The organism is Bacillus sp. SIMBA_031 (assembly GCF_046535225.1).
Lineage (GTDB): Bacteria > Bacillota > Bacilli > Bacillales > Bacillaceae > Bacillus > Bacillus velezensis.
In genome coordinates this window covers 523413-546535 of record NZ_JAWRXC010000003.1, presented here as the reverse complement: position 1 = coordinate 546535, position 23123 = coordinate 523413, and the positions used below count along the sequence as shown (strand labels likewise).

Genomic DNA, 23123 nt, shown 5'->3' with positions numbered 1-23123 from the left:
AAAAGAATATGTGAAATTATGAAAATGCGGCTTGAGTGTGTTAAAACTAGTATAATGACGTTGAAAGGATGTGAAATGCCTTGTCATACACCATTTATCTAGTTGAAGATGAGGATAACCTGAATGAACTGCTCACAAAATATTTAGAGAATGAAGGCTGGAACATTACATCTTTCACAAAAGGCGAAGATGCCAGAAAGCAGATGCAGCCGTCTCCCCACTTGTGGATTCTTGACATCATGCTTCCGGATACGGACGGCTATACATTGATAAAAGAAATAAAAGAAAAAGATCCCGATGTGCCGGTCATTTTCATTTCCGCGCGGGATGCCGATATTGACAGAGTCCTCGGGTTAGAGCTTGGAAGCAATGATTATATCGCCAAGCCTTTTTTGCCGAGAGAACTTATTATACGGGTCCAGAAGCTGCTCGAGCTCGTGTATAAAGAACAGCCCGCTCCAAAAAAAACCGGCATCACCGTTTCTTCCTACAATGTGATCGAAGATGCCCGAGAGGTTTATGATGAAACCGGCAGCCTGGTCAATTTGACGTCTAAGGAATTTGATCTGCTGCTTTTATTTCTTCACCATAAAGGACACCCCTTTTCCAGAGAAGATATTCTGCTGAAAATATGGGGCCATGATTATTTCGGCACTGACCGGGTGGTCGATGATCTTGTGCGGAGGCTGAGAAAAAAAATGCCCGGGTTAAAGGTTGAGACCATTTACGGATTCGGCTACAGGATGATGACGTCATGAAAAATAAGCCGCTTGCTTTTCAAATATGGGTGGTCATCTCAGGCATCCTCTTAGCCATTTCGATTCTGCTTCTCGTGCTGTTCTCAAATACGCTGCGTAATTTTTTCACGGATGAAACGTATACGACCATTGAAAATGAACAGCATGTACTGACGGAGTACCGGCTGCCCGGATCGATCGAGCGGGGATATTACAGCGAGGATGCGACCGCTCCGACGACTTTCCGATCCGTTCAGCACGTTCTTCTGCCTGAACGGGAGGAATCGGCCAGTGACAAAGACTTGAACTACTTTTCTTCTTCCTTTATCCATAAGGTGTACAAGCTCGCGGGCCGCCAGCACAGCGTCACGAAACGATACAGCGCGGACATCAGCGGTGAAAAAGTGTTTTTCGTCATTAAAAAAGGCCTCACCATTAACGGCCAGGATGCGATGATGCTGTCTTACGCCCTTGATTCTTATCGTGATGATCTGGCATTCACCCTGTTCAAGCAGCTGCTCTTTATCATTGCCGGCGTGATTTTGTTAAGCTGGATTCCGGCGATTTGGCTTGCCAAATATCTCTCGCGCCCGCTCGTTTCCTTAGAGAAGCATGTCAAACGGATTTCAAAACAGGATTGGGATGATCCGGTCATCGTCGACAGAAAAGACGAAATCGGAAAATTAGGCCATACCATTGAAGATATGCGGAGCAAGCTGGTGCAAAAGGATGAAACGGAAAGAACACTCCTGCAAAATATCTCTCATGATTTAAAAACGCCTGTCATGGTGATAAGGGGCTATACTCAATCAATAAAGGACGGGATTTTTCCTAAGGGGGATCTGGAAACCACAATTGATGTCATTGAAGGCGAAGCAGAAAAACTTGAGAAGAAAATTAAGGATTTATTATATTTAACGAAGCTTGATTATTTAATGAAGCAGCGGGTGCACCATGAGACATTTGACATTGTGAAGGTCACGGAAGAAGTCATTGAACGGCTCAAATGGGCCCGGAAGGAATTATCGTGGACCGTTGAAACAGAAGATGCATTAATGATGCCCGGTGATCCGGAACAATGGAGCAAACTTCTTGAAAACATTCTCGAAAATCAAATCCGCTATGCAGAGACGGCGATTCACATTCGGATCAGCCAAAATCAGCAGCAGATTGTCATGACGGTTGAAAATGACGGGCCTCCGATTGAGGATGAGATGCTATCCAGCTTGTACGAGCCTTTTAATAAAGGGAAGAAAGGCGAGTTCGGCATAGGACTCAGCATCGTAAAACGGATTTTAACCCTGCATAAAGCATCAATTTCAATTGAAAATGACCAATCGGGTGTAATCTACCGAATTATCATACCAAAGTAGACTGTAGTGTTTCATTGCAGTCTTTTTTTATGTGAAGGAGTAGCCGTTAAAATCTCTGTAGTTTGTTTTCAGCGGTTTTTGGCATTGATGAACCCATTTCTTTTCACAAATTGTCTTTTTCGGATATTTCACCTTTTCGACTTTAATTCCTCTGTTTCGCAAGCGGCTGATCATTTCATCTAATTCTTTCATTTTCAGATTCACCCTTTCGCCAGAACTTTGACCATTCGGTCAGCTCACTTTATAATATAAATAAAACAAAACAAAAAAACAAGTTACAATCAGGTTAAATTTACGGAATATCAATATGACCATATAGTCATACATGAGAAGCACAAGCCAGCCTCCTGGCTCCGAAAGGGTGGAACCATTGAAGGAAAAAGAAAAGCTGATCATTGAAGCAGCAATAAAACTGTTTGCCCGAAAAGGGTACAAATCTACATCGGTTCAGGAAATCGCCGATGAATGCAAAATCTCAAAAGGCGCTTTTTATCTTTACTTTCCTTCCAAAGAAGCACTGCTTCTATCCATGCTGAATTACTACTATGATAAAACGTTTACCCGAATCACGACGATCCAAACGGAGGGTGACAGTCCGAGAGCCGCTTACCAAAAACAGCTTGCGGTGTTTTACGAATCGATTCTCGCCCATCAGGATTTTATTACCGTGCAGATGAAAGACGGTTCACTTCCTTATACCGAAGAAGCGGCGCAGTGCGGAAAGAGAATCCGCCGGTCGATCCTGCAGTTTCATATCGACAGTCTTCTTGCTATTTACGGAGAAAAAGCTGAACCATATACAGCCGAGCTTTGTTTTTTAATAGAAGGAATCAGTCAGATGTATCTTGAATATCTCATTCTGACCGGCCGGTCCGTACAGCCTTCGCTTCTGGCAAATACCGTGATTCACAGAATTGATGACATCGTAAACGGAATGGCGGACAGACATGATGAAGCGTTTATTTCTCTTGATGAGGCAAGCTCACTGTTTGGGCCCCTTCATAACGGGCAGCCCGATCCTTTAAGTCAATCGATCTTGCAGACCCTCCGCACGCGCATCGGCACGATGGACAAGGCGCAAGCATCTGAATTCACCGAGAGCTTGGATATTCTGGAAGCGGAAATGAAGAAAAAGTCGCCGAAACCGGCAATCATCAAAGGAATGATTTTGAATTTGAAGGAATCCGACCTGCTGGCTGAAGATGCAGAACAGCTCAGATTTTTACTGAAACAGCAGTTTATTTAGAAGAACGGCCGCAATGACTGCAGCCGTTCTTTCTTTTTATGCTTTCGGGTGCACCATATCTCCCGGACGCACCATTTCATTAAATTGTTCTTCTGTCAGAAGGTTCAGCTGTAATGCCGCTTCTTTCAGCGTCAGGCCTTCTTTGTGGGCAAGCTTGGCGATTTTCGCGGCGTTTTCATAACCGATGTGCGGGTTAAGCGCCGTAACAAGCATTAATGAGTTAGAGAGATTTTCCTGAATCGTCTCTTGGTTCGGCTCAATACCGACAGCGCATTTGTCATGGAAGGAATTCATTCCGTCACTGAGCAGCTGCACGGTCTGCAGGAAGTTATAAATAATAACCGGTTTGAAGACATTCAGCTCGAAGTTTCCTTGGCTGGCCGCAAATCCGATTGTCGCGTCATTTCCCATCACTTGCGCGGCGATCATTGTCAGCGCCTCACTTTGCGTCGGGTTGACTTTGCCAGGCATGATAGAGCTTCCCGGCTCATTTTCAGGAATGACGATTTCGCCGATTCCGCAGCGCGGGCCGCTGGCCAGCCATCTGACATCGTTGGCAATCTTCATCAGGTCGGCAGCCAATGCTTTTAACGCGCCGTGAACGTGAGTGATTTCATCATGGCTTGTCAGCGCATGGAATTTGTTAGGCGAACTCTTGAATGTCTGCCCCGTTACTTTTGTGATTTCTTCCGCGACGAATTCACCGAACTGCGGATGGGCGTTGATTCCCGTGCCGACTGCCGTGCCTCCGATGGCAAGCGCGCGGATTTTTTCCGTTGACTCAAGAATCATTTCTTTCGAACGGTCAAGCATGTATACCCAGCCGCTGATTTCCTGTCCGAGCGTCAGCGGAGTGGCGTCCTGCAAATGCGTCCGTCCGATTTTCACAATATCCTGATAAGCTTTCGCTTTTTCATCAAGCGTCGCGCGCAGCTGATCAAGCGCCGGAACGAGCTGCTCATATACGGCAAGAACCGCCGCAACGTGCATCGCCGTCGGGAATGTATCGTTTGAGCTTTGGCTGCGGTTAACGTCATCATTCGGATGAATCTTCAGCTCGGAATTTTTTTCTTTCAATAAAGCAGTCGCGCGGTTGGCCACCACTTCATTCATGTTCATGTTGCTTTGCGTGCCGCTTCCCGTCTGCCAGACAACGAGCGGAAAGTTATCGTCGTATTTGCCGTTTAAAACATCGTCACATACAGCGGCAATCGCCTGTGCTTTTTCAGACTCTAAGTTGCCGAGGCGTTCGTTCGCGATCGCTGTGCTTCTTTTCAATATTGCAAACGCCTTCACAACACGCTGAGGCATTTTTTCTGAACCGATTTTGAAGTTCTCTTTGCTGCGCTGTGTCTGAGCGCCCCAAAATTTATCTGCCGGAACTTTAACTTCTCCCATGGTGTCTTTTTCAATTCTGTAGTCCATTTATGTATCCCTCCATAACAGTTGCTTCACCCTGAGTATTATTCGCCAGTAACAGATGAAACCCTTTTTATTTTTCGGCCTTGGCCGTTTTTAATTTCAGCTCAAGATAGACGCGCGAATCCTTTGAGTATTTATACTTCGGATTTGTTTTACGGTATTCTTTCGACGTGTAAGCCACTTCGTAATGCGCTTCAAATGATTTGATGAGCTGTTCAATTTCTTCGGCATTTCCTGCCAGTCTGACTTGTGCCACATCTCTCCTCCGCTTTCATAAAAAAACTTGTACCATTAAATACTTTATCATAGTATATCATTTTTTTAACAGGAAAAGATAACCTCAATTAAGGATTGGAAGGCGGGTGACTGTCGATGGCGCAATCGGAATTCAAGGAATACATACACGTTAATCTGGCACTGGTGCTTCCCCACGTAGAGCAGAATGATGACCTGGTTCAAAATAAAAAGATGCTTCCGAACGGGCTTGTTTTTTATTATATGTATCTGAGTGAAATGAACGACGAAGACAAAATAAAAGAAGCGATTGAAACGCTGCTTCGGGAGGAAGACACTCTGACGCTGGATACGGTGGCGAAACGTCTTGATAAGATCGACGCCCGTCCCGTCTTTACGTCGAAGGAAGCCGTCATCTCCATTCTGCGGGGAAAATGCGCCGTGTTTATTAACGGACTTGACAGCGTATACATTTTGTCCACGGGAAAAAGAGAAAAAAGAAGCGTGAATGAACCCACATCCGAAAAGGTCGTAAGAGGTCCGAAAACCGCCTTCATAGAAGATTCTGATACAAACGTCGCCATGATCAGGCAGCGCACGAACCATCCGAAGCTGAAAACGAAAAAGGTTCCGATCGGAGAAAATAAGTTAAAATACGCCACGGTCATGTACATAGATGATAAGGCGGACCCGTCTGTCGTCAGCGATGTTGTAAAGCGACTCAGCGAAGTGAAGATGGACGACATCCAGGATTCTGGAACGCTTGAGGAGCTTATTGAGGATAATAAGTATTCGCCCTTTCCGCAAATACAAAATACGGAACGGCCTGATAAAGTCTCTTCCGCCTTGTTCAACGGCCGCGTCGCCATCCTTGTCGACAACTCGCCGTTTGCGCTGGTGGTTCCGGCTTCTTTAGGAATTTTAATGCAGTCTCCCGATGATTATTATGAACGGTGGATTTCCGCCTCGCTTATCCGGGCGCTGCGGTTTACGTCTATTTTTATCACGCTGTTTTTTTCGTCCATTTATATCGCCCTCGTTTCGTTTCACCAAGGGCTGCTGCCGACGACGCTCGCAGTCACCATCGCGGCGAACAGAGAAAACGTTCCCTTCCCGCCTATCATTGAAGCGATGGTAATGGAAATTACGATAGAGCTGCTGAGAGAAGCGGGCTTGAGGCTTCCCAGCCCGCTCGGCCAGACGATCGGATTGGTGGGCGGAGTCGTCATCGGCCAGGCTGCCGTTGAAGCGAATATTGTCAGCTCCATCATGGTCATCGTGGTCAGCATTGTCGCGCTCGCTTCATTTACGGTGCCGCAGTACGGGATGGGTCTGTCATTCCGTGTGCTCCGTTTCATTTCGATGTTTACCGCGGCAGCTTTCGGGCTGTACGGCATGATTTTATTTATGCTGGCGATCTACACTCATTTATCGAGACAGCGAAGCTTCGGTTCTCCGTATTTCTCGCCGAATGGATTTTTCAGCTTAAAAAACGCAAACGATTCTATTCTCCGTCTCCCTATTAAAAATCAACCAAAAGAGGCGAAAAACATAAATGAGCCAGAAAACAACTCACAATAAGCTTACAAGCTATCAAGGGACAGCATTGATTTCAAACACGATGCTCGGCGCGGGACTCCTCACCATGCCGCGTGCGCTGTCAGCAAGGGCAAATTCGCCGGACGGCTGGATCGCGTTATGTCTGGAAGGCGTCATCTTTATCTTTTTGATTTATCTCAATACGCTCATTATGAAAAAGCATCAGTACGGATCATTATTTGATTATATGAATGAAGGACTCGGCAAATGGGCGGGAAATATCGTCAATCTTATGATCTGTCTCTATTTTATAGGAGTCGCCAGCTTCGAAGCCCGGGCGATGGCGGAAATGGTCAAGTTCTTTTTATTGGAAAGAACGCCCGTGCCGGTCACGCTGTTTATCTTTATCGCCTGTTCCGTTTATTTAATTATCGGCGGCATGAGCGATATCGGCAGGCTCTTTCCTTTCTATTTAACGATTACGATCATTATTTTGCTGGTGGTGTTTTCCTTCAGCTTTAAAATATTTGATCTGGACAACCTGCGGCCGGTGCTCGGGCAGGGATTTTCTCCCGTTATGGCTTCCTTGACCGTCGTTTCTGTTTCCTTCTTGGGAATTGAGATTATGCTGTTTCTCCCCGAGTACCTCAAAAATAAAAAGCACACATTCCGCATGTCGGCCATGGGCTTTGGCATCCCGATTATTTTATACATCATTACCTACGTTCTCGTCGTCGGCGCCTTAACCACCCAAGATGTCAAAACAATGATCTGGCCTACGATCGCGCTCTTTCAATCATTTGAAATCAAAGGGCTTTTTATTGAAAGGTTCGAGTCCTTTTTGCTTGTTGTCTGGATCATCCAATTTTTCGCCACCTATGTCTCGTACGGGTATTTCGCGACATCTGGCCTGAATAAAATTTTCGGGCTGAAGCAGAAAAAAGGGATTATCTTCGTAGGGATTGCGACATTCTTCGGATCATTGATGCCAAAAGACGGCAACAAGCTGTTGATGTTCAGTGATATTCTCGGCTATATCTTCTTGGTTTTCTTTTTGCTGCCTTTACTGATGTTTGGAGTCGTCGCTGTGAAAAGGAAGGTGAAAAAAGCGCAATGAAGAAATATATCGTAATCTTTCTTTGCTCATTGCTTTTGACGGGATGCTGGGACAGCCGTAATATAGAAGACTTGAGCCTCGTTATCGGAGTCGGGCTCGATAAACCTGAGGAAGAAAACGTGGAAGTGACGCAGCAGATTCTGATCCCTCAAAAAGCAAGTTCCCAGCAGTCGACATCAAGCAATCCGACAAAGGTGACTTCCACTTCCGGGGAAACCGTTCACCAAGCCTTAAGGACGGCATCGTTAAAAAACCACCCCGCTTTCTCTCAGCACTTGCGCATCATGCTGTTTTCCGAAGCGCTGTTAAAGGATGACATTCCGCTTGACGCATTGATGAACCAATTTATCAGAGACAACGGTACGAGAAGAAGCTGCAATGTGATGACGGTGCCGGATAAAACGAAAGATATTTTCAAAATCAGTGACCAGGGAGAACCTGCGTCAAATACGATCTATGACTTAACGGAGAATAATTCGGTCACCATCCGGATGATGGAGCCCGTGACATTGGGGGAAATATCAGAGAAAATCGCCAAAGGCGAGACCTTTGCCCTTCCTCAAGTGCGCCAAGTGGGCAGCAGACTGGAAATCTGGGGCGCTACCATTATTAAAAATAAATTCTGGTATGCGAATTTAACGCCTTTACAAGTCCAGAATATGAACCTGTTCACAGGCACGGTAAAGGGAGGCGTCACGTTTGCAAAGCATGACAATCATTATTTATCCTTCGAGGTATTTTCCAGCAAATACAATGTAAAAACAAAATATAAAAATGGAAAATTCAAGTTTATCGTCACCCGGTTTGTTGAAGGCCGTCTGTCTGAGGATTGGAACCCGAAAGAAGATTCTTTCAAGGAGTCCTATATAAATGAAATCAAAAACGCGGTAAAACGCAGCATTCATTCAGATGTCATGGCATTCATTGATTACATGCAGCATGAGTTGAAAGTGGATATTACCGGGTTAGGCGATCAAGTCCGGATTCATTATCCCGGTAAATGGAAAAAGATATCCTCTGACTGGGATCATCACTTCAGTGAATCGGATATTGAATACAAAGTCAAAGTCGCCATCAGGGATTTCGGAACAAAGGGAATGTCCCAATGACCCCGTCCCTCGGGAGAGTGTGCTGGCGCCGCTCTCCTTTTCTTATGTCACGAGATGGTTGCGGTGGGCATATACGGCTGCCTGCGTGCGGTCACTGACATCAAGCTTTGACAATATATTCGTAATGTGGGTTTTCACCGTTTTAATCGTAATGAACAGCTCTTCACCAATCTCTTTATTCGTCTTGCCTTCCGCGACGAGACAGAGGATTTCCAGTTCTCTTTTTGTCAGCGTTTCATGCGGAAGCTGATTCTCTGAATGGCGCAGCCTTGACAGCACTTTTCCCGCCACCTTCGATTCAAGCTTCGGTTCGCCCTTGGCAGCCGCTCTGATGGCTTCGGCTATTTCTGCCGCCTTGGACGTTTTCAGCAAATAGCTTAGCGCTCCCGCTTCGATCACCGGATACACTTTGTCGTCATCAATAAAGCTCGTCAGCACGATGATTTTCGGGTCATTGAGTTTCGAGCATATCTGTTTTGTCGCTTCGATGCCGTCCATGCCGTCCATGACAAGGTCCATTAAAATCACATCCGGCAAAAGCTCTGCGGCCAGATCGACGCCCTGCTGCCCGTCTGATGCTTCACCGGCGACTTCAATGTCCGGCTGTGCTTCTAAAAATGCGGCCAGACCCATCCTGACCATTTCATGATCATCAATCAGTAACACTCGAATCACTGTCGTTCTCTCCTTTTGTTTTCTGATAAATCGGGACTTTCACGTCGATCTGCGTGCCTTTTCCCTTTACGGAGATAATTTCCGCTATGCCGCCGATTTCACTCGCTCTTTCCTTGATGGAATGCAGGCCATATGAGGATGCTTTCACTTGATCCATCGTAAAACCCGCCCCGTTATCAATGACTTTAAGCTGCAGCTTTTGATGTTTCGCGCCGAGCCTGACGGTGACCTTGGTCGCCTTTGAATGTCTGAAAACGTTGGAAAGCGCCTCCTGCACGATGCGGAACAGATGGTCTTCAACGCCTTTTGACACACCCGTATCGCTGATGTCCCACTCAATATCCAGCGGCTGCTTCGCTTTGAACTCTTTTAACAGCTCAATCAGCCCTTCTTTTAAGCCTTTTCCTTCTAAAGTGACGGGCCGCAAATGCAATAGCAGCGCTCTCATCTCGTTTTGCGCTTCCCCCGCCATATGTTCAACCATGCGAATCCGTTTGACGATTTTGTCATCCGCATCTTTCACCTGCTCTAAGACGGCGGATGTCATCATAGATATGGCAAAGAGCTGCTGGCTGACGGCATCGTGCAGATCGCGCGCCAGCCGCTGGCGTTCTTCAGTGATGACCGATTTTTTCATTTGATCCTGCCATTCCGCCCGTTCGTTGGAGAGCTTTTGCAGCGATGTGACCTGGAGCTCGACCCGCTTGGCCATTTCGTTGAGCTGATCTGCCGCCAGACCGATTTCATCCTCGCCGAGCGGCGGCACCCGATAAGCAAAATTGCCGTTTTCAAATTTCAAAACCGCTTCAATCAGTGTATCCATCCTTGTTTTCAGGCGGCCGCCGTATACATAACCGGAAATCAATCCCGCCGAAAGAGACGCCAGAAGCAGGATGACCACAAACGGAATACCGAACCAGCCGGAAGAAAACAGCAGCATCGGGTCAAGCCCGTAATACAGCAGCATCAGCGTAATAAACACCGCGCAAAGGAGCAGACTGAGTCCCGCGGTCATCCGCATGGCGCGCCACTGAATATTGGCGAGTAATTTTTTCCTCATAAATACTTCACATCCACATCGCCGATGAATAACGAAATTGAAATTTTAATCCGCCGCGGCGAGTCGCCGTACTCAGACGAAACTTTATACAGATTCGGGCTCATGCCGCTTTTCTTAGAGCCGAGCAGGTTCATATCGCCGATAAAAGCCGATGAACTGACGGACACTTCGATATCCGGCGGGACGTACACATCAACGTTGCCGATGACACCGCTGATGGTCATCGTGCTTTCTCCTTCGGGAATCATCGCTTTTGACAAATCAATTTTCACATCGCCGATGAATCCGGAAACATTTAAATCATTCAGCTCAAACGGGTCCTTCATCATCCGCAGCTCGCCGATAAAAAAGCTGCGGAGGTCCGGCTGTCTGCTTTCCGGCTGGGCGGAAGGCTTTGGCTGCTCTTCTTTTTCAAGATTGATTTTCTTCTCTTTATGTTCATGCACGCGCTTTCCTTTCAGGAGCCTGTAGCCCGCGTAAATGAGAAAGGCGGCGAAGGCATAGCCGAACAGGTTAAAGGTGGCGCTGAACAGGTTCCTTAAAAATAAAAAAGCGGCGAAGATATACAGGACGGAGCCGAGCCAGCCGCGGGAATATTTATTAAAAATATAGCCTGTGATCAGAAAAAAGAGCGGCCAAAACAAGAAGTCGCCGATGCCGATAATACGCAAAAACATGCTGACGCCTAATAAGGCGATGATAAGTCCGAGAATCTGTTTTTTTGCCATCAGCTGCTTGCCCCTCCTTTCCTTGACTATTGCAGTGCAATATTGCCGCTCGTCACTTTTATATCAATCGGCCTGGCGCCGCTGCCTTTCATGCCGGTAAATGCCCCGCCTTCCTTACTCGTTTTCTCAAAGGAATAAGACGGCCGGATCCTTCCGCTTGCCGTCTCGGCGTTCACCGTAAAACTTCCGTCTTTCGGCAGGCTGATCGCTGCGCTGCCGCTCGCAAGCCTGACGGATACGGGAGCATCCGCCGTCTCAAGCGAGGCGTCGACACTGCCGGAAGCGACCCGCACGTCAAGGGCGCCCGCCGCATGCTGAAGCCCGACATGTCCCGAGGATAAGCGGACAGCCCCCGTTTTTGCCGCAAGGCCTGCTGCTGTGAGATTGCCCGACAGTCCCTTCGCTTCAAACACATCCGTCTTCACGTGCTTCAGCGACATGTTCCCGCTTACAGAACGGACGCCGAGGTGCGCAAGAGACAGCCCCTTGTTTCCGTCGACGGCAATGCTGCCGTTTGACGTATGGACGGTGATGTCCCGATGATAATCATACGGAATGCGGACAATCAGCAGAGGACGCTGAAAGAGATTCAGAAATTGGAACCCTTTCTCCTTCGCTTTGAGATTGATGGTCTTTCCCCTGTTTTGGACAAACATTTTCCCCGCCGGTCCCGTCATGTTTGCCGCGATATCATTCCGCGCTTCCGCGATGATTTTCACATCCGTCTGTTCCGATGAAACGGACAGGCTGTTGACGGCACGCGGCGGTATGCTTGCCGATTCCGCTTCTGTTTCGTACAGCGGAAAAAAACGCCCGGCAAACACTTCTTTCACCAAAAACAGACAGCAGATCAGAACGGACGCCGCCATCAGTCCTTTGGCAATCTTACGCTTCATTACGTTCCATCCTTTTTCATTCATTTTATTATAAAGGAAAAGCCGGAGAATTGATACGTGCGTATAGGGAAGAGGCGTAAACGCGCCGATCTTCCCTTGTGCACATTATTCATGAGCCGCTTTTTGATGCTCTGTTTTTTCCAGAGAAAGCGAGCGCATTTTTTCAATCTCAGCTTCTACCTCATCTGAATATTGGGAGCGGCTGTATTCTGTGTTCGCCTCAGCTGAAGTGCCGTATTTGACGCGGACTTCCATTTCTTCAATGCGGCTTTCCATTCGAAGGAACTCTCTGTAGGCGCTTTCGCTGTCAATTTTGTCGAAAGAAGCGTTCATATGTTCCTTCGCATTTGCCGCGTTCGCGCGGGCGATGAGCGCCTGTTTTTTATCCTTTACGTCGCGAAGGCGCGTTTCTAAAGTTTCCAGCTGCTCTTTCAGCTCTGCCAGCTGTGTTTTCGCCTGCTCATACGCTTTTTCATGTTCGGCCGCTTTTCCCTCAAGGTATTTCATTTCAGTCAGAGCCTTTTTCGCTAGCTCCTCTTCCCCGGCGTCAAAAGCAAGCTGAGCCTGGTTTTTCCGTTTTGCCGCCGTTTCGGAGGCGTCTTCCTGTTTTTTCTTAAACTGATGAACCATCGTGTGCTGTTTGACAATCGTTTGTTTCGCCTTAGCGATGTCACTTTCCATATCACGCACATATTGATTCAGCATGACTTTCGGATTTTCTAATTTATCAAGCCCTTCGTTAACAGATGCGACGAACATATTTCTTATTCTTTTTAAGACCATTTTGTCTTCCTCCTTATTTTTTCTTCAGAAATTCTTCCCATTCAGAGTCAAATCCGGATTGATATCCCGGTGATGCCGCTTCCGGTTCATACTGGCGGGAAGCGGTGTCTGAGCCGCCCTGCTTCATCATCTTCCATCCGAAATACACCATGGCGCCGGCCAGTCCGATCGCAACGATAAATGGAAGAGAACCGACGAGAATCATAGCTCCGATGACGCCCGCGATGATACCCGATACCGCCCGGCCTTTTGAAAAACGTTTGATTCCCCAGTAAAGCATCAGGCCTCCGATCGCCAGCGGGATGATAAATGCGAAATGGCCTCCTCCGAAAAAGACAGAAAGTCCGAACACAATCAGCAGAAAGCCGCCTGCCGTTTTACCATTTATATTCATGCAGATCCTCCTTTCGTTTTCCTTGTCTTTACTATAAACAAATCCCGCGGCCGGCAAAACGAGTCAGAGATTGATTTTCATATCAGACCGGAGTCGTATAAGCCCCCGGACCTTCGCATAAAAAAACGCCGCTGCACCGGACGGCGCAGGGCGTTTCACGAAAAATCTATATTCTGATGCTCGCTTCTTTTTCTCTGATGAGATCTGAGCGTTCGGCTTTGGCCAGCTTCGTAAAGAACAATATTCCGAGACCGGACAGGACTTCAACGAGACCGCCGGCGGCAATGACTTTTCCGGAACCGAAGGCGTTAGCCGCGTATCCGCAAAGAACCGCGCCGAGCGGAATGGATATGTTTGAGATCATATGGATGACGGCATAGACTTGCGGCTGGTCATCATGGTCCACAGACGTCTGAATAATCGTATATTCCGGCACATTAATCGCGCTGACGGCAGATCCGAACGCAAACGCGGCGAGGAAGACGAGCGGCAGAAAAGTGTTAAGGCCGGTGATGAAAAATGCCGCTCCTTCTATGATTCCCGCTGACACAAACAGGAGACCGTATTTGTTCACCTTCACCTTAGCCAAAATAAAACCCATTAAAAAGGCTCCGCCCGTTCCTGTCGCTTTCAAAAGCGAGTAGATGATCGGCGGCATGTTTAAATCTTCGGCGACATAAACGGCAGAGAGCGCCTCCCACGGAGCGGCCGCAAAATTCATGAAGATACAATAGATGGCGAGCGGGTATAAAATCTGGTGCTTCCTGACAAGAACGAAACCCCGTTTGAGCCTTCCGAAATACGTCCCGCGCTGTCTGACGGCGACTGTATCCTGTTTGGCATGCTGGACTTGGTATGACATAAAAAGTACGAGAAAACCTGATAGAAGATAGAATATAAGAGCGATAAACAAAGAATAAGCGGGACTGATAAATGTTAAGAACACCCCGCTCAGCGTAATGGCGGCAAGCCTGACGATCTGGCCTGATGACTGGATGACCGCATTCGCTTTCTGCAGGCTGTTTTCTCCGACAATATTGGGGATTAACGAGATAGATGCGGGATTATAAGCGGCTCCCGTGGCTGAATGCACAATCATGAGAAGCATGACAAACCATAAAGGAGAAAAACCGTTAAAATAACAGATCGGAATGATCAACACGACCGCCGCGCGCGTGAGGTCGGAAAAATACATCCAGAATTTCAGCGTATGCTGCTTCATAAAAGGCCCGGTAATCGGCGCCAGCATCGCCTCCGGAAGGAACGTGACCGCAATGAGCAGGGACGTGCCGATCGCGCCTTCCCCGTCAAAAATCAAAAACCACAGAATGGAATTAAAGGCAAAACCGTCGCCTGACAATTTAACTAGCCTTGAGATAAACAGAAGGGTGAAATTTTTATTCCAGATGCTCTCGCTCTTATTGTATGTATCCATCTATCAAATCCCCCATTATTTTACAATGTTTCTTATAATATCTCATTTTTTAATTTTTCAGTCAATAATGCATAAGATACATTTTCCTTCTGTCAATAAAGGTTCAATTGATGGATATCTCTATAAAAAAACAGCCGGCTTGCTGCTGCCGGCTGAACAAAACGTTATTCATCATCACGGAATACCGCGGCGCTTCTTTCATATTCTATATCCTGAACGCCCTGTCTTGCGTTGACCGCTCTTGCCGCCGCGAAAAAATAATCAGACAGGCGGTTCAAGTAACGCATCACCGTATCATTTATCTCTTCTGTTTTGCCCAGTTTCACGACGAGACGCTCAGCCCGTCTCGTGACGGTCCGCGCGATGTGAAGCTGAGCAGCCGCCTTATGGCCGCCCGGAAGAATAAATTTCTCAAGCGGGGGCGCTTCAGCCGTGTAACGGTCTATGCAGTCTTCCAATGCGGAAATAGATGTCTCTCTTAATGTATAGCTTCTATGTTCAGTGACCGTCGCCAAGTCGCCGCCGCAGTCAAACAGCTCATGCTGAATGTTTCGGAGTTCGGCTTTCACATCACCGCAATTCTCACAATCATCAAGCTCCGCAAGCGCAAGCCCGATAAAGCTGTTCAGCTCATCGATCGTCCCGTAGCTTTCAACCCGCAGACTGTCTTTATCCGTTCTGCCGCCGATCAGGCTTGTCTGTCCTTTATCGCCGGTTTTCGTATACAGCTTCATCGTTGTATTCCTCCTTCTTCCGCCGCTTTTACACATGCCGCGGTTCCTCTTCTGACTTCTCTTTCCGCGTGAGGGACGTCCATCGCCTCTCCTTTCTGCAAGGCACAAATGACAATGTCGCCTTTTGCCTGTCTGCCGGAAAGAGCCTGCATTCTCGCTTCAGCCGCTGCCGTTAACAGCCGTACAAATCCCTGTTCCGATAAACGTCCGCTGATCAGCACCCAAACGGTATGCTGCGCAGTCACGGCAATTGTGACCGAATCAAACGTACGGCAGATCAAACCAGCGGCCGCTGAGCCGGAAAGCCGGCGGCTCCACGAAAAGCCCGGGCCGTCAGATGCGGTTGTCAACATTCTGAACGGCCGTTCTGTATGAAGCGTTACGGTATTTCCGCTTTTGTTTATCAGAGAGGCGAACGGAACGTTGACAGGCTCTCTTTCCTCCCGCGCTTCCGGCATGAAAGCGATCAGCGGTTTCGGCGACGATTGCTGGGCAACAGCGCTGACAGTGATGCCATAAATGTCTTCAATCGTCTCTTTTTTCAAAGCCTGATCCGGCGTCTGCTTCGGAAAAGCGCGTCCGTCTTTCATCATCAGGAGCTGATCACAATATTGGCCTGCGGCGTTTAGGTCGTGAAAAATACTGATGACCGTCAGGCCTCTTTCTCTCGTCAGCCGCTTCACCGTATCAAGCAGGTCTTTCTGATATTTGAGATCAAGAAAGGTCGTCGGCTCATCCAGACACAGTACCTCCGGCTGCTGAGCCAGCGCCTGCGCCAGATAGACGCGCTGCCGCTCCCCGCCGCTCAGATTGCGGACGGATTGCTGCGCATATCGGTCGATGCCCGTCATTTCCATCGCTTCCCGGACAATGTCTTCATCATGTTGATCCATCTGTCTGAAGAGTCCTTTTTGATACGGGTATCTGCCGAAGGACACTGTTTCCTTAACGGTAAATGTAAAAGCTTGCTCCGTATGCTGCGGCAAAACGGCCATGATTTTCGCAAGCTCCCGCGGCTTGTATCCGTCGACGGGCCTGCCTGCGACGAGCACCTCGCCTTTTGACGGAGAGAGCATTCCCGTCAGCAATTTCATCAGCGTTGTTTTTCCCGAGCCGTTCGGACCGAGTATGCCGACAAATTCACCTTTTCCGGCGGTAAAGCTGACATCTTCCACAATCATCCGGCCTCCGTACCCGCCGGACAGGCTGCTCACCCTGATCATAAGCGTTTCCCTCCATGATGCTGGCGAAGCAGAATCAAGGCAAATACAGGCGCTCCCGCCAAAGCCGTCATAATGCCGATCGGCAATTCGACAGGCTCAATGACGGTGCGGGAAAACAAATCCGCCAAAATGAGAAACCCGGCCCCCGTCAATGCTGACAGCGGCAGTAAATGGCGATGATCCGTTCCCCATAAAAGCCGTGTCACGTGGGGAATGACAAGGCCGACAAATCCGATCGTCCCCGAGACGGCAACCGCTCCTCCCGTCAGCAGAGATCCGGCAGCGATCATCAGCAGTTTTCTTTTTCCCGTACTGACGCCTAACAGCCTTGCCTTTTCTTCTCCATAAGTCATAATGTTTAATTCTCTGCCATTGATAAGCAGAAGCGCCGTCCCGGCCAGAAAAAAAGGCAGAAACAGCGCGACATAGCCCCAGCCCCTCATTGACACGCTTCCTAACAGCCAGCGGACAATCGGGAGCAGATCATTTCCCGTTAAAGCGATCACAAGCGAAATGAGAGCCCCGAGAAAAGAATTCATGATGATGCCTGTCAAAATGAGCGTTGAAACCGACATCGACGCATGAACGAGGCGGCTGAAAAACAGAACCGCCGCCATGACCGCAATCGCTGCGGCGATGCTGACAACCGGTAGTGTGAACCGGCCGATAACGGGAATCTGAATGCCGAAAAACAAGGTGATAACGGCTCCCGCTGAGGCTCCCGAAGATACCCCGAGTGTATAAGGGTCGGCGAGCGGATTTTTCAGAAGTCCCTGAAACGCCGCCCCCGCAATAGATAACGCGGCTCCGACAAGGGCAGCCAGAACGACTCTCGGCAGGCGGATATTCATCATAATATTTACATTCATAGGGTCAGCCGAGGATGTCCGGCCGATCCCGATCCAAAAAACGTCGGATAAAGGAATATGCAGACTGCCGATTGAAATGCCGAGTGCCGTACAAACGGCTAAAAACAGCAGGCTGACCGTGTAGGCCAGCGGGCGGTTACTTTTTAAACGTTTCAGGATAAACGCTTTCTGCAAGCTTCTCGACCCCTTTGACAAGGCGCGGGCCTGAGCGTGTGACAAGGTCGGGATCAACAGAATAGACATTGTGGTGTTTGACCGCATTGACGGCACCCCAGCCGGCGCGTTTTTCCACTTCAGCGGCCTTTACGCCGTCTGTCGTAATGATGACGTCCGGATTCATTTTGACAATCGCTTCATCCGTCAATTGCACCCAGCCGGTCTGGCTGCCGGCAGCGTTTTTCGCGTGTATATCTTCAAGCATTTCGTTCATAAACGTGCCTTTCCCCGTCGTGTAGCCGTCAGGAGACACTTCGACGAATACTTTCTTTTCGTCTTTTTCAGAAATGGCCGCCGCTTTCTTTTCTATGCCGGAAAGGTCGGATTTCATCGATTTGATCAGCTTATCCGCCTGCTTTTCTTTGCCGGCCGCTTTTCCGATCATGCTGATAGATTTGTATACGTCTTGGAACGATTGCGCATCATTGACCGTTAAGACGGTGATGCCCGCATCTTTCAGTTGCTTCATCGCATCGGCGGAAGCGGACATAGAGGACGCGTGGGCAAGCACGAGATCCGGCTTCAGCGCGATGACTTTTTCAGCGTTCACATTCATATCTCCGACTTTCGGTTTTTTTACCGCTTCTTTCGGATATGTATCATTTGTCGTGACGCCTGCGACCTTATCTCCCAGTCCGAGCGCGTATGTAATTTCCGTATTGCTCGGCATGAGGGAAACGATTTTTTCCGGTGCCTGCTTTATGGTTACTTTTTCGTTCGCGGCATCCTTAATGGTTAACGGGAATGCTTCGGTTGAGACGGCTTTTTGTTTGGCCGCGCTTCCTTCTTCCTGTGCGCCGGAACAGCCGGCGATCACAAAGGCGGTGACCAAGAGCGCCGCCCAGACGGCAGTGATCTTCTTCATTCTTTTAACTCCCCCTGATTATGGTAAACGATTGTCTCTTTGACATTCGTATCCTTTTTTCGCAGTAATTATACTATAAGTCTTTAAGGCTTGTATATCCGGCCTTTTTGCATGAAAGCAAATTGTTCGTACACACTAAAATTCATCATGTATACTGTTACACAATGGCGTAAAAAGGAGGATTATCATGGAATTACAGCTTGAACGAAAGCTCGTGTTGATTACAGGATCAACTTCAGGCATCGGAAAAGCCGCGGCAAAAAGCTTTTTAGCCGAAGGCGCCGAGGTGATTGTAAATGGAAGAAAAAAAGAAACTGTGGAACGGACGGTTGAAGAGCTTTCCGCTTACGGAACGGTTCATGGCATCGCTGCGGATTTATCGCGCCAGGATGAGGCGGATGACTTGATCAAGCGCGCCGGCGGAATCGGGGAAGTCGATATTCTTGTCAATAACCTCGGCTTTTTTGAAGTAAAGGACTTCGCTGAGGTGTCTGATGACGAATGGACTCGGTATTTTGAAGTGAATGTTATGAGCGCCGTGCGCCTGTGCCGGCGTTTTCTGCCGCAAATGCTCGAAAGAAACAGCGGACGAATTCTGAACATCTCCAGTGAAGCCGGAGTCAAACCGCTTGCGCAAATGATTCCGTATTCAATGACGAAAACGGCGTTAATCAGCTTGTCCCGGGGAATGGCTGAAATGACGAAAGGCACAAATGTCACGGTCAACTCCGTGCTGCCGGGACCGACATGGACCGAAGGCGTCGCTTCTTACATGGAAGGAGCCGCAAAGGCTGCCGGAGAAGACACGGACAGCTTCGTCCGGGATTATTTTAAAGTGAATGAGCCGACATCTTTGATTCAGCGCTATGCAACCCCGGAAGAAGTCGCCAATACGATTGTATTTCTCGCTTCATCAGCGGCTTCTGCTATTAACGGCACCGCACAGCGGGTTGAAGGCGGCATCATCCGCTCCATTTAACACAAAAAAGCCCGGCACAATGGGAACTTCCCCATATGCCAGGGCTTTTTTTTACATCATGCCTGCAAACGGAACCGGCTCCCAGCCGCCCGTCTCAAGCTCTGCTGAAAACAGGCCGCCCGCATGCGGCTGCTCAAGTCTTTCGGCTTCCGTCAATTTTTCCGTCGCGGTCGTAATGTATAACGTGTTCAAGTCTCTGCCCCCGAACGCGCAGCAGGTGACGTATTTCGCCGGAACTTCGATAGATGCAATTTCCTTATGCAAAAACGGGTCAATCCGGACGGCACGGCCGCCTCCGAACAGAGCCACCCACAGCATTCCGTCACGGTCAATGGTCATTCCGTCGGGAGATCCTTGCGATTCCGGAAAGCGGTAGACCGTTTTCGGATCTGATACGGCTCCGGTTTCAGGATCATATGCATAACAGACGATTTCCTGCGTCGGAGTATCGATATAGTACATCAAGTTTCGGTCCCGATCCCAATCCAAACCGTTCGAGGTGGAGACCTGGTCTTTTATTTTGGCAAGGCTGCCGTCCGTATTCAGACGGTACAGCGAAGCCTCCTCTTCTTTGCCTTCCATGCTCGTCGTTCCCGCCCATAATCTGCCGGACGGGTCGCATTTTGCGTCATTGAAACGGATATCTTCCCGCATGTCTCTCGGCTGCTTCATCTTCGTCAATGTATCTTCCCGAAGATTGTACAGGTAAAACCCGTCTTTCATCGTCATCACCAGCTCTTCCTTTGAATACAAGGCCAGAGCCGTGACAAATGATTTGAATTTAACGGAGCGGTTGATTCCGTCAGCCGGAGTGAAGATATGGAGCTGGCTGCCCAGTATATCCACCCAGTACAGGCATTCCTTATCCTTGTCCCATAAAGGGCCTTCTCCGATAACTGCTCTCGTATCTGCTCGTAATGCTGCTTCCATATGTGAACACCTCTTTTGCTTGTCAGTCTTCTATTGTTATTCCCGACAAAGCGGCGTCCAAACTTAATCTTTTTTAAAAAGAATCGTAATCACCGTTCCGGCGCTGATTCTGCTGTTGACATGGATGGTTCCGTTATGAAGGTGTACCAGCTCCTTGGCAATGGCGAGTCCGAGTCCCGTTCCTTCTGACGGGCCTTTCGTATTCGTTCCCCGGTAATAACGGTTAAACAGCTGGTGAATCGTTTCGTCGTCCATTCCTCTTCCGTTATCTTTCACTTTCAGAATGAGCTGTTCGGCTGATTCCTCAAGCACGACCCGAATGGCGGTCCCTTTCTTATTATGCTTAACCGCGTTTGCCAGCAGATTCTCCAGAACACGGCGGAACCACGCTTCGTCAATGGCGAAAAGAATATCTTCCTTTTTGGTTTCAAAGGCGATGTCATAGCCTTCCGAGAACGTGTTTTTCGTGAAATCGTTCGTGACGTTTCTGATAAACGGCACGACGTTGATCAGCCGCCGTTCGATCGGGAGGGCCGCGTTTTTGAGGCGGTATGTTAAGTTTAAGTCCTCAATCAACTTCGACATATATTCTGATTTTTCCCGGACGATCTGCCCCATCTCTTTGACTTCTTCCGGGGTCCAGTCGTATTGCTTCGATTCAAGCATCATGCTGTAGCCGTAAATCGTGCTCAGCGGGGTTTTTAAGTCATGGCTCAGCCCGGCGATCCATTCTTCCCTTGTCGCCTGGATTTTTTCTCTGTTTTTCTTATCCCGCTTCAGCGTGTCAGTCAGCTGATCCATCGATTCGAAAATCTCGGCGAAAAAGCGGAACGGCTGCTTTGTTTTGCCTTTTTTGTTTTTGCTGACCGGCTGTCCTTTGCGGTTCTTCGGTTCTTCAAGCCGGCCCTTTGATAAATTGACGAGCCATTTGATGGTATGAAACAGCGGCCAGCCGAAACGGAAAGAGTACCAGATGGTCAAGATGCAGATCATAAATACCAGGATTCCGATCAAGAGGAAGAGGGTTTTCATCACATTTCTCAAAAATGATTTGTTAAACTCGTGATCGGGGATGTACACGGGGTTCGGCACCGATGCGACCATCCATTTCGTTTTATCGAGTCTTTTAAAAGAAATTTCCCGTTTGTAATTCCACGGCTTGGAACTGTATTTCAGCAATTCAAGCTCATTGACGGTGTTCCGTTCTTTTTTCGTGCTGTTGATATCCCCGAGCAGTCTGCCGCTGTCTTCGAGAAGGTAGACCGCCCCTTTTTCCCGTTTAATATAATCAACCGTGCTTTTTTTATATTGAGAAAGGGAAGCGAGGGATGGCTCCTGTGATTCGATGTAAGTGAGAAGCTGCTCACTGGCGGATTTCCAGCCGAACAGAATCAAATAGGTCTCATCATTTATCGTGACCGTCCAGTAGTTCAGCTTGTAGTTGTCAAAATTCCGGTACTGATAAATGGATAAGAGGTCTTTTCTGCTGTAATGGCTCGGGACGTCTTTCGGCACTCTGTAGGCGTAGTCCGTTTTTTCATTGTCATTAATGATCTGCAGCCAGCCCTTCTGCTTTCTGACTGACATCTTTAAAAATTCATCGACATCCCATGTGCCGTCTTCATTTTTATCAAGCCACGCTTCAAATGAGTCTGCCGTCGCTTTGGTCAGTCCCGCATTGGCTTCCGCTTCGCTGAAACGCCAATCCAAATAGAAGAAAGAAGCGACGGCCAAAACGGACATCAGCAGGATGACAAGCAGCAGCTGTCCGAAAAAGTGGAGCAGAAATTTTCCGCGCATTCTCATGAGCGGGTTCCTTTTTCTCCTTGATCGGGAATAAACCGATAACCGAGGCCGCGCACCGTTACAATATAGGACGGATTGCTGGGGTCTTTTTCAATTTTTTCTCTGAGCTTGCGGATATGCACCATGACGGTGTTGTTATCGCCGTAAGACGGATATCCCCATACTTTTTCATAGATCTGATCTTTTGAGAGTACCACATCAGGGTGTTCACAGAAATATTGAAGCAGCTGCAGAAGCTGTGCGGAGCAGCTGACGGGCTCGCCCCCGACGATCAGCTCGGCGTTTTGCGGCGAATAGGAAAAATGGCTGTATGAATACGTCTTTACCGCCGTTTTCTCTTCGCGCTTATAGGTTCTCTTTAACGTCGCCCTGATCCGCGCCGCCAATTCGAGCGGATTAAACGGCTTTGTTATATAATCGTCAGCTCCCAATGCAAATCCTGACAGCTTATCCGCATCAGAAGAACGGGCAGTCAGAAAAAAGATCGGAGCGTCGGTATAGTTCCGGATTTCGGTGCATGCTTCAAAACCGGACATGCCTTCCATCATCACATCCAGCACGAGCAGATCCGCGGTTTCATGTTTAACAAACTCGATCGCTTCCTCAGCGCTTCCGGCTGTCTTAATGTTGTGATAGCCTTCTTTGATGAGAACGCGTTTGACCATATCAACGATCGCCTTCTCATCGTCTACAATTAAAATTGACGCATTTTCCACCTTGGACGTTCCTTTCTCTTTGTTTTTTTCATCATAT

24 protein-coding genes are annotated in these 23123 nt (G+C 48.3%); 7 read left to right on the top strand and 17 right to left on the bottom strand.

The features are described 5' to 3' along the window. Positions 1-80: 80 nt before the first annotated feature. Together cssR and cssS are read left to right on the top strand one after the other, a co-directional pair. Positions 81-758 carry a two-component system response regulator CssR gene (cssR, locus tag SB724_RS12680; protein WP_007613651.1) on the top strand — a complete coding sequence of 226 codons (678 nt, stop codon included), beginning with the start codon at positions 81-83 and terminating at the stop codon, positions 756-758. Then, complete coding sequence (cssS, locus tag SB724_RS12675; RefSeq protein WP_032876591.1) at positions 755-2110, top strand: two-component system sensor histidine kinase CssS; 1356 nt, start codon at positions 755-757, stop codon at positions 2108-2110. The genes cssR and cssS overlap by 4 nt, the downstream gene beginning before the upstream one ends. Before the next feature lie 27 nt (positions 2111-2137). On the opposite strand, the gene spxO is transcribed toward cssS, so the two are convergent. After that, positions 2138-2302 (bottom strand): anti-adapter protein SpxO, encoded by a 165-nt coding sequence (gene spxO, locus SB724_RS12670; RefSeq protein ID WP_007410067.1) that lies wholly within the window; start codon positions 2300-2302, stop codon positions 2138-2140. Between the two features lie 178 nt (positions 2303-2480). Between spxO and SB724_RS12665 the strand changes: the two genes are divergently transcribed. Continuing rightward, a complete protein-coding gene (locus tag SB724_RS12665) occupies positions 2481-3356 on the top strand; it encodes a TetR/AcrR family transcriptional regulator (protein ID WP_017418948.1) in 876 nt (291 codons plus the stop codon). 36 nt (positions 3357-3392) lie between these two features. On the opposite strand, the gene fumC is transcribed toward SB724_RS12665, so the two are convergent. Together fumC and SB724_RS12655 are read right to left on the bottom strand one after the other, a co-directional pair. After that, on the bottom strand, positions 3393-4781 hold the full coding sequence (gene fumC / locus SB724_RS12660) for a class II fumarate hydratase (RefSeq protein WP_410571371.1): 1389 nt from the start codon (positions 4779-4781) through the stop codon (positions 3393-3395). Between the two features lie 67 nt (positions 4782-4848). Further along, the gene (locus SB724_RS12655) at positions 4849-5034 is read right to left on the bottom strand and encodes a YvzF family protein (protein WP_003151806.1); all 186 of its coding nucleotides are present in this window, start codon (positions 5032-5034) and stop codon (positions 4849-4851) included. Between the two features lie 116 nt (positions 5035-5150). Between SB724_RS12655 and gerAA the strand changes: the two genes are divergently transcribed. Genes gerAA through SB724_RS12640 form a run of 3 tightly spaced genes read left to right on the top strand, consistent with a single transcriptional unit; the run spans position 5151 to position 8777 of the window. Next, a complete protein-coding gene (gene gerAA / locus SB724_RS12650) occupies positions 5151-6593 on the top strand; it encodes a spore germination receptor protein GerAA (protein WP_007613662.1) in 1443 nt (480 codons plus the stop codon). After that, on the top strand, positions 6568-7668 hold the full coding sequence (locus SB724_RS12645; RefSeq protein ID WP_032876583.1) for a spore germination protein: 1101 nt from the start codon (positions 6568-6570) through the stop codon (positions 7666-7668). The genes gerAA and SB724_RS12645 overlap by 26 nt, the downstream gene beginning before the upstream one ends. Further along, positions 7665-8777, top strand: a complete 1113-nt coding sequence (locus tag SB724_RS12640) for a Ger(x)C family spore germination protein (RefSeq protein WP_007613667.1) — start codon at positions 7665-7667, stop codon at positions 8775-8777. The genes SB724_RS12645 and SB724_RS12640 overlap by 4 nt, the downstream gene beginning before the upstream one ends. A 42-nt stretch (positions 8778-8819) precedes the next feature. On the opposite strand, the gene liaR is transcribed toward SB724_RS12640, so the two are convergent. From liaR to SB724_RS12585, 11 genes are all read right to left on the bottom strand, one after another. Next, positions 8820-9452, bottom strand: a complete 633-nt coding sequence (gene liaR, locus SB724_RS12635) for a two-component system response regulator LiaR (protein ID WP_044801796.1) — start codon at positions 9450-9452, stop codon at positions 8820-8822. Then, on the bottom strand, positions 9430-10512 hold the full coding sequence (liaS, locus tag SB724_RS12630; protein ID WP_410571368.1) for a two-component system sensor histidine kinase LiaS: 1083 nt from the start codon (positions 10510-10512) through the stop codon (positions 9430-9432). Before liaS ends, liaR begins: the two co-directional genes overlap by 23 nt. Beyond that, a complete protein-coding gene (liaF, locus tag SB724_RS12625) occupies positions 10509-11240 on the bottom strand; it encodes a cell wall-active antibiotics response protein LiaF (RefSeq protein ID WP_038459783.1) in 732 nt (243 codons plus the stop codon). Before liaF ends, liaS begins: the two co-directional genes overlap by 4 nt. A 26-nt stretch (positions 11241-11266) precedes the next feature. Further along, positions 11267-12136, bottom strand: a complete 870-nt coding sequence (liaG, locus tag SB724_RS12620) for a LiaG family protein (protein WP_410571365.1) — start codon at positions 12134-12136, stop codon at positions 11267-11269. 105 nt (positions 12137-12241) lie between these two features. Further along, on the bottom strand, positions 12242-12919 hold the full coding sequence (gene liaH, locus SB724_RS12615) for a stress responsive protein LiaH (protein ID WP_410571363.1): 678 nt from the start codon (positions 12917-12919) through the stop codon (positions 12242-12244). Between the two features lie 13 nt (positions 12920-12932). Continuing rightward, positions 12933-13313: a protein liaI gene (locus tag SB724_RS12610; protein ID WP_007410056.1), complete on the bottom strand. Its 381-nt coding sequence runs from the start codon at positions 13311-13313 to the stop codon at positions 12933-12935. A 166-nt stretch (positions 13314-13479) separates the two neighbouring features. Beyond that, on the bottom strand, positions 13480-14748 hold the full coding sequence (locus SB724_RS12605) for an MFS transporter (RefSeq protein WP_007613685.1): 1269 nt from the start codon (positions 14746-14748) through the stop codon (positions 13480-13482). Between the two features lie 164 nt (positions 14749-14912). Further along, entirely contained in the window at positions 14913-15482 is a 570-nt protein-coding gene (locus SB724_RS12600) for a cob(I)yrinic acid a,c-diamide adenosyltransferase (RefSeq protein WP_007613687.1), read from the bottom strand. Then, the gene (locus tag SB724_RS12595; protein ID WP_410571360.1) at positions 15479-16705 is read right to left on the bottom strand and encodes an ABC transporter ATP-binding protein; all 1227 of its coding nucleotides are present in this window, start codon (positions 16703-16705) and stop codon (positions 15479-15481) included. Before SB724_RS12595 ends, SB724_RS12600 begins: the two co-directional genes overlap by 4 nt. After that, a complete protein-coding gene (locus tag SB724_RS12590; RefSeq protein ID WP_270353729.1) occupies positions 16702-17748 on the bottom strand; it encodes a FecCD family ABC transporter permease in 1047 nt (348 codons plus the stop codon). Before SB724_RS12590 ends, SB724_RS12595 begins: the two co-directional genes overlap by 4 nt. After that, positions 17711-18655, bottom strand: coding sequence for an ABC transporter substrate-binding protein (locus tag SB724_RS12585; RefSeq protein WP_410571358.1), 945 nt, complete (start codon positions 18653-18655; stop codon positions 17711-17713). Before SB724_RS12585 ends, SB724_RS12590 begins: the two co-directional genes overlap by 38 nt. Positions 18656-18842: 187 nt before the next feature. Here SB724_RS12585 and SB724_RS12580 point away from each other — a divergent pair, with 187 nt between their 5' ends. Further along, the gene (locus SB724_RS12580; RefSeq protein ID WP_003151783.1) at positions 18843-19634 is read left to right on the top strand and encodes an SDR family NAD(P)-dependent oxidoreductase; all 792 of its coding nucleotides are present in this window, start codon (positions 18843-18845) and stop codon (positions 19632-19634) included. Between the two features lie 51 nt (positions 19635-19685). On the opposite strand, the gene SB724_RS12575 is transcribed toward SB724_RS12580, so the two are convergent. The 3 genes from SB724_RS12575 to SB724_RS12565 form a co-directional block, all read right to left on the bottom strand. Next, on the bottom strand, positions 19686-20564 hold the full coding sequence (locus tag SB724_RS12575) for an SMP-30/gluconolactonase/LRE family protein (protein WP_088461649.1): 879 nt from the start codon (positions 20562-20564) through the stop codon (positions 19686-19688). A gap of 63 nt (positions 20565-20627) precedes the next feature. Continuing rightward, entirely contained in the window at positions 20628-22370 is a 1743-nt protein-coding gene (locus SB724_RS12570; protein WP_007613700.1) for a HAMP domain-containing sensor histidine kinase, read from the bottom strand. Then, entirely contained in the window at positions 22367-23086 is a 720-nt protein-coding gene (locus SB724_RS12565) for a response regulator transcription factor (protein WP_410571355.1), read from the bottom strand. The genes SB724_RS12570 and SB724_RS12565 overlap by 4 nt, the downstream gene beginning before the upstream one ends. Between the last annotated feature and the right edge of the window lie 37 nt (positions 23087-23123).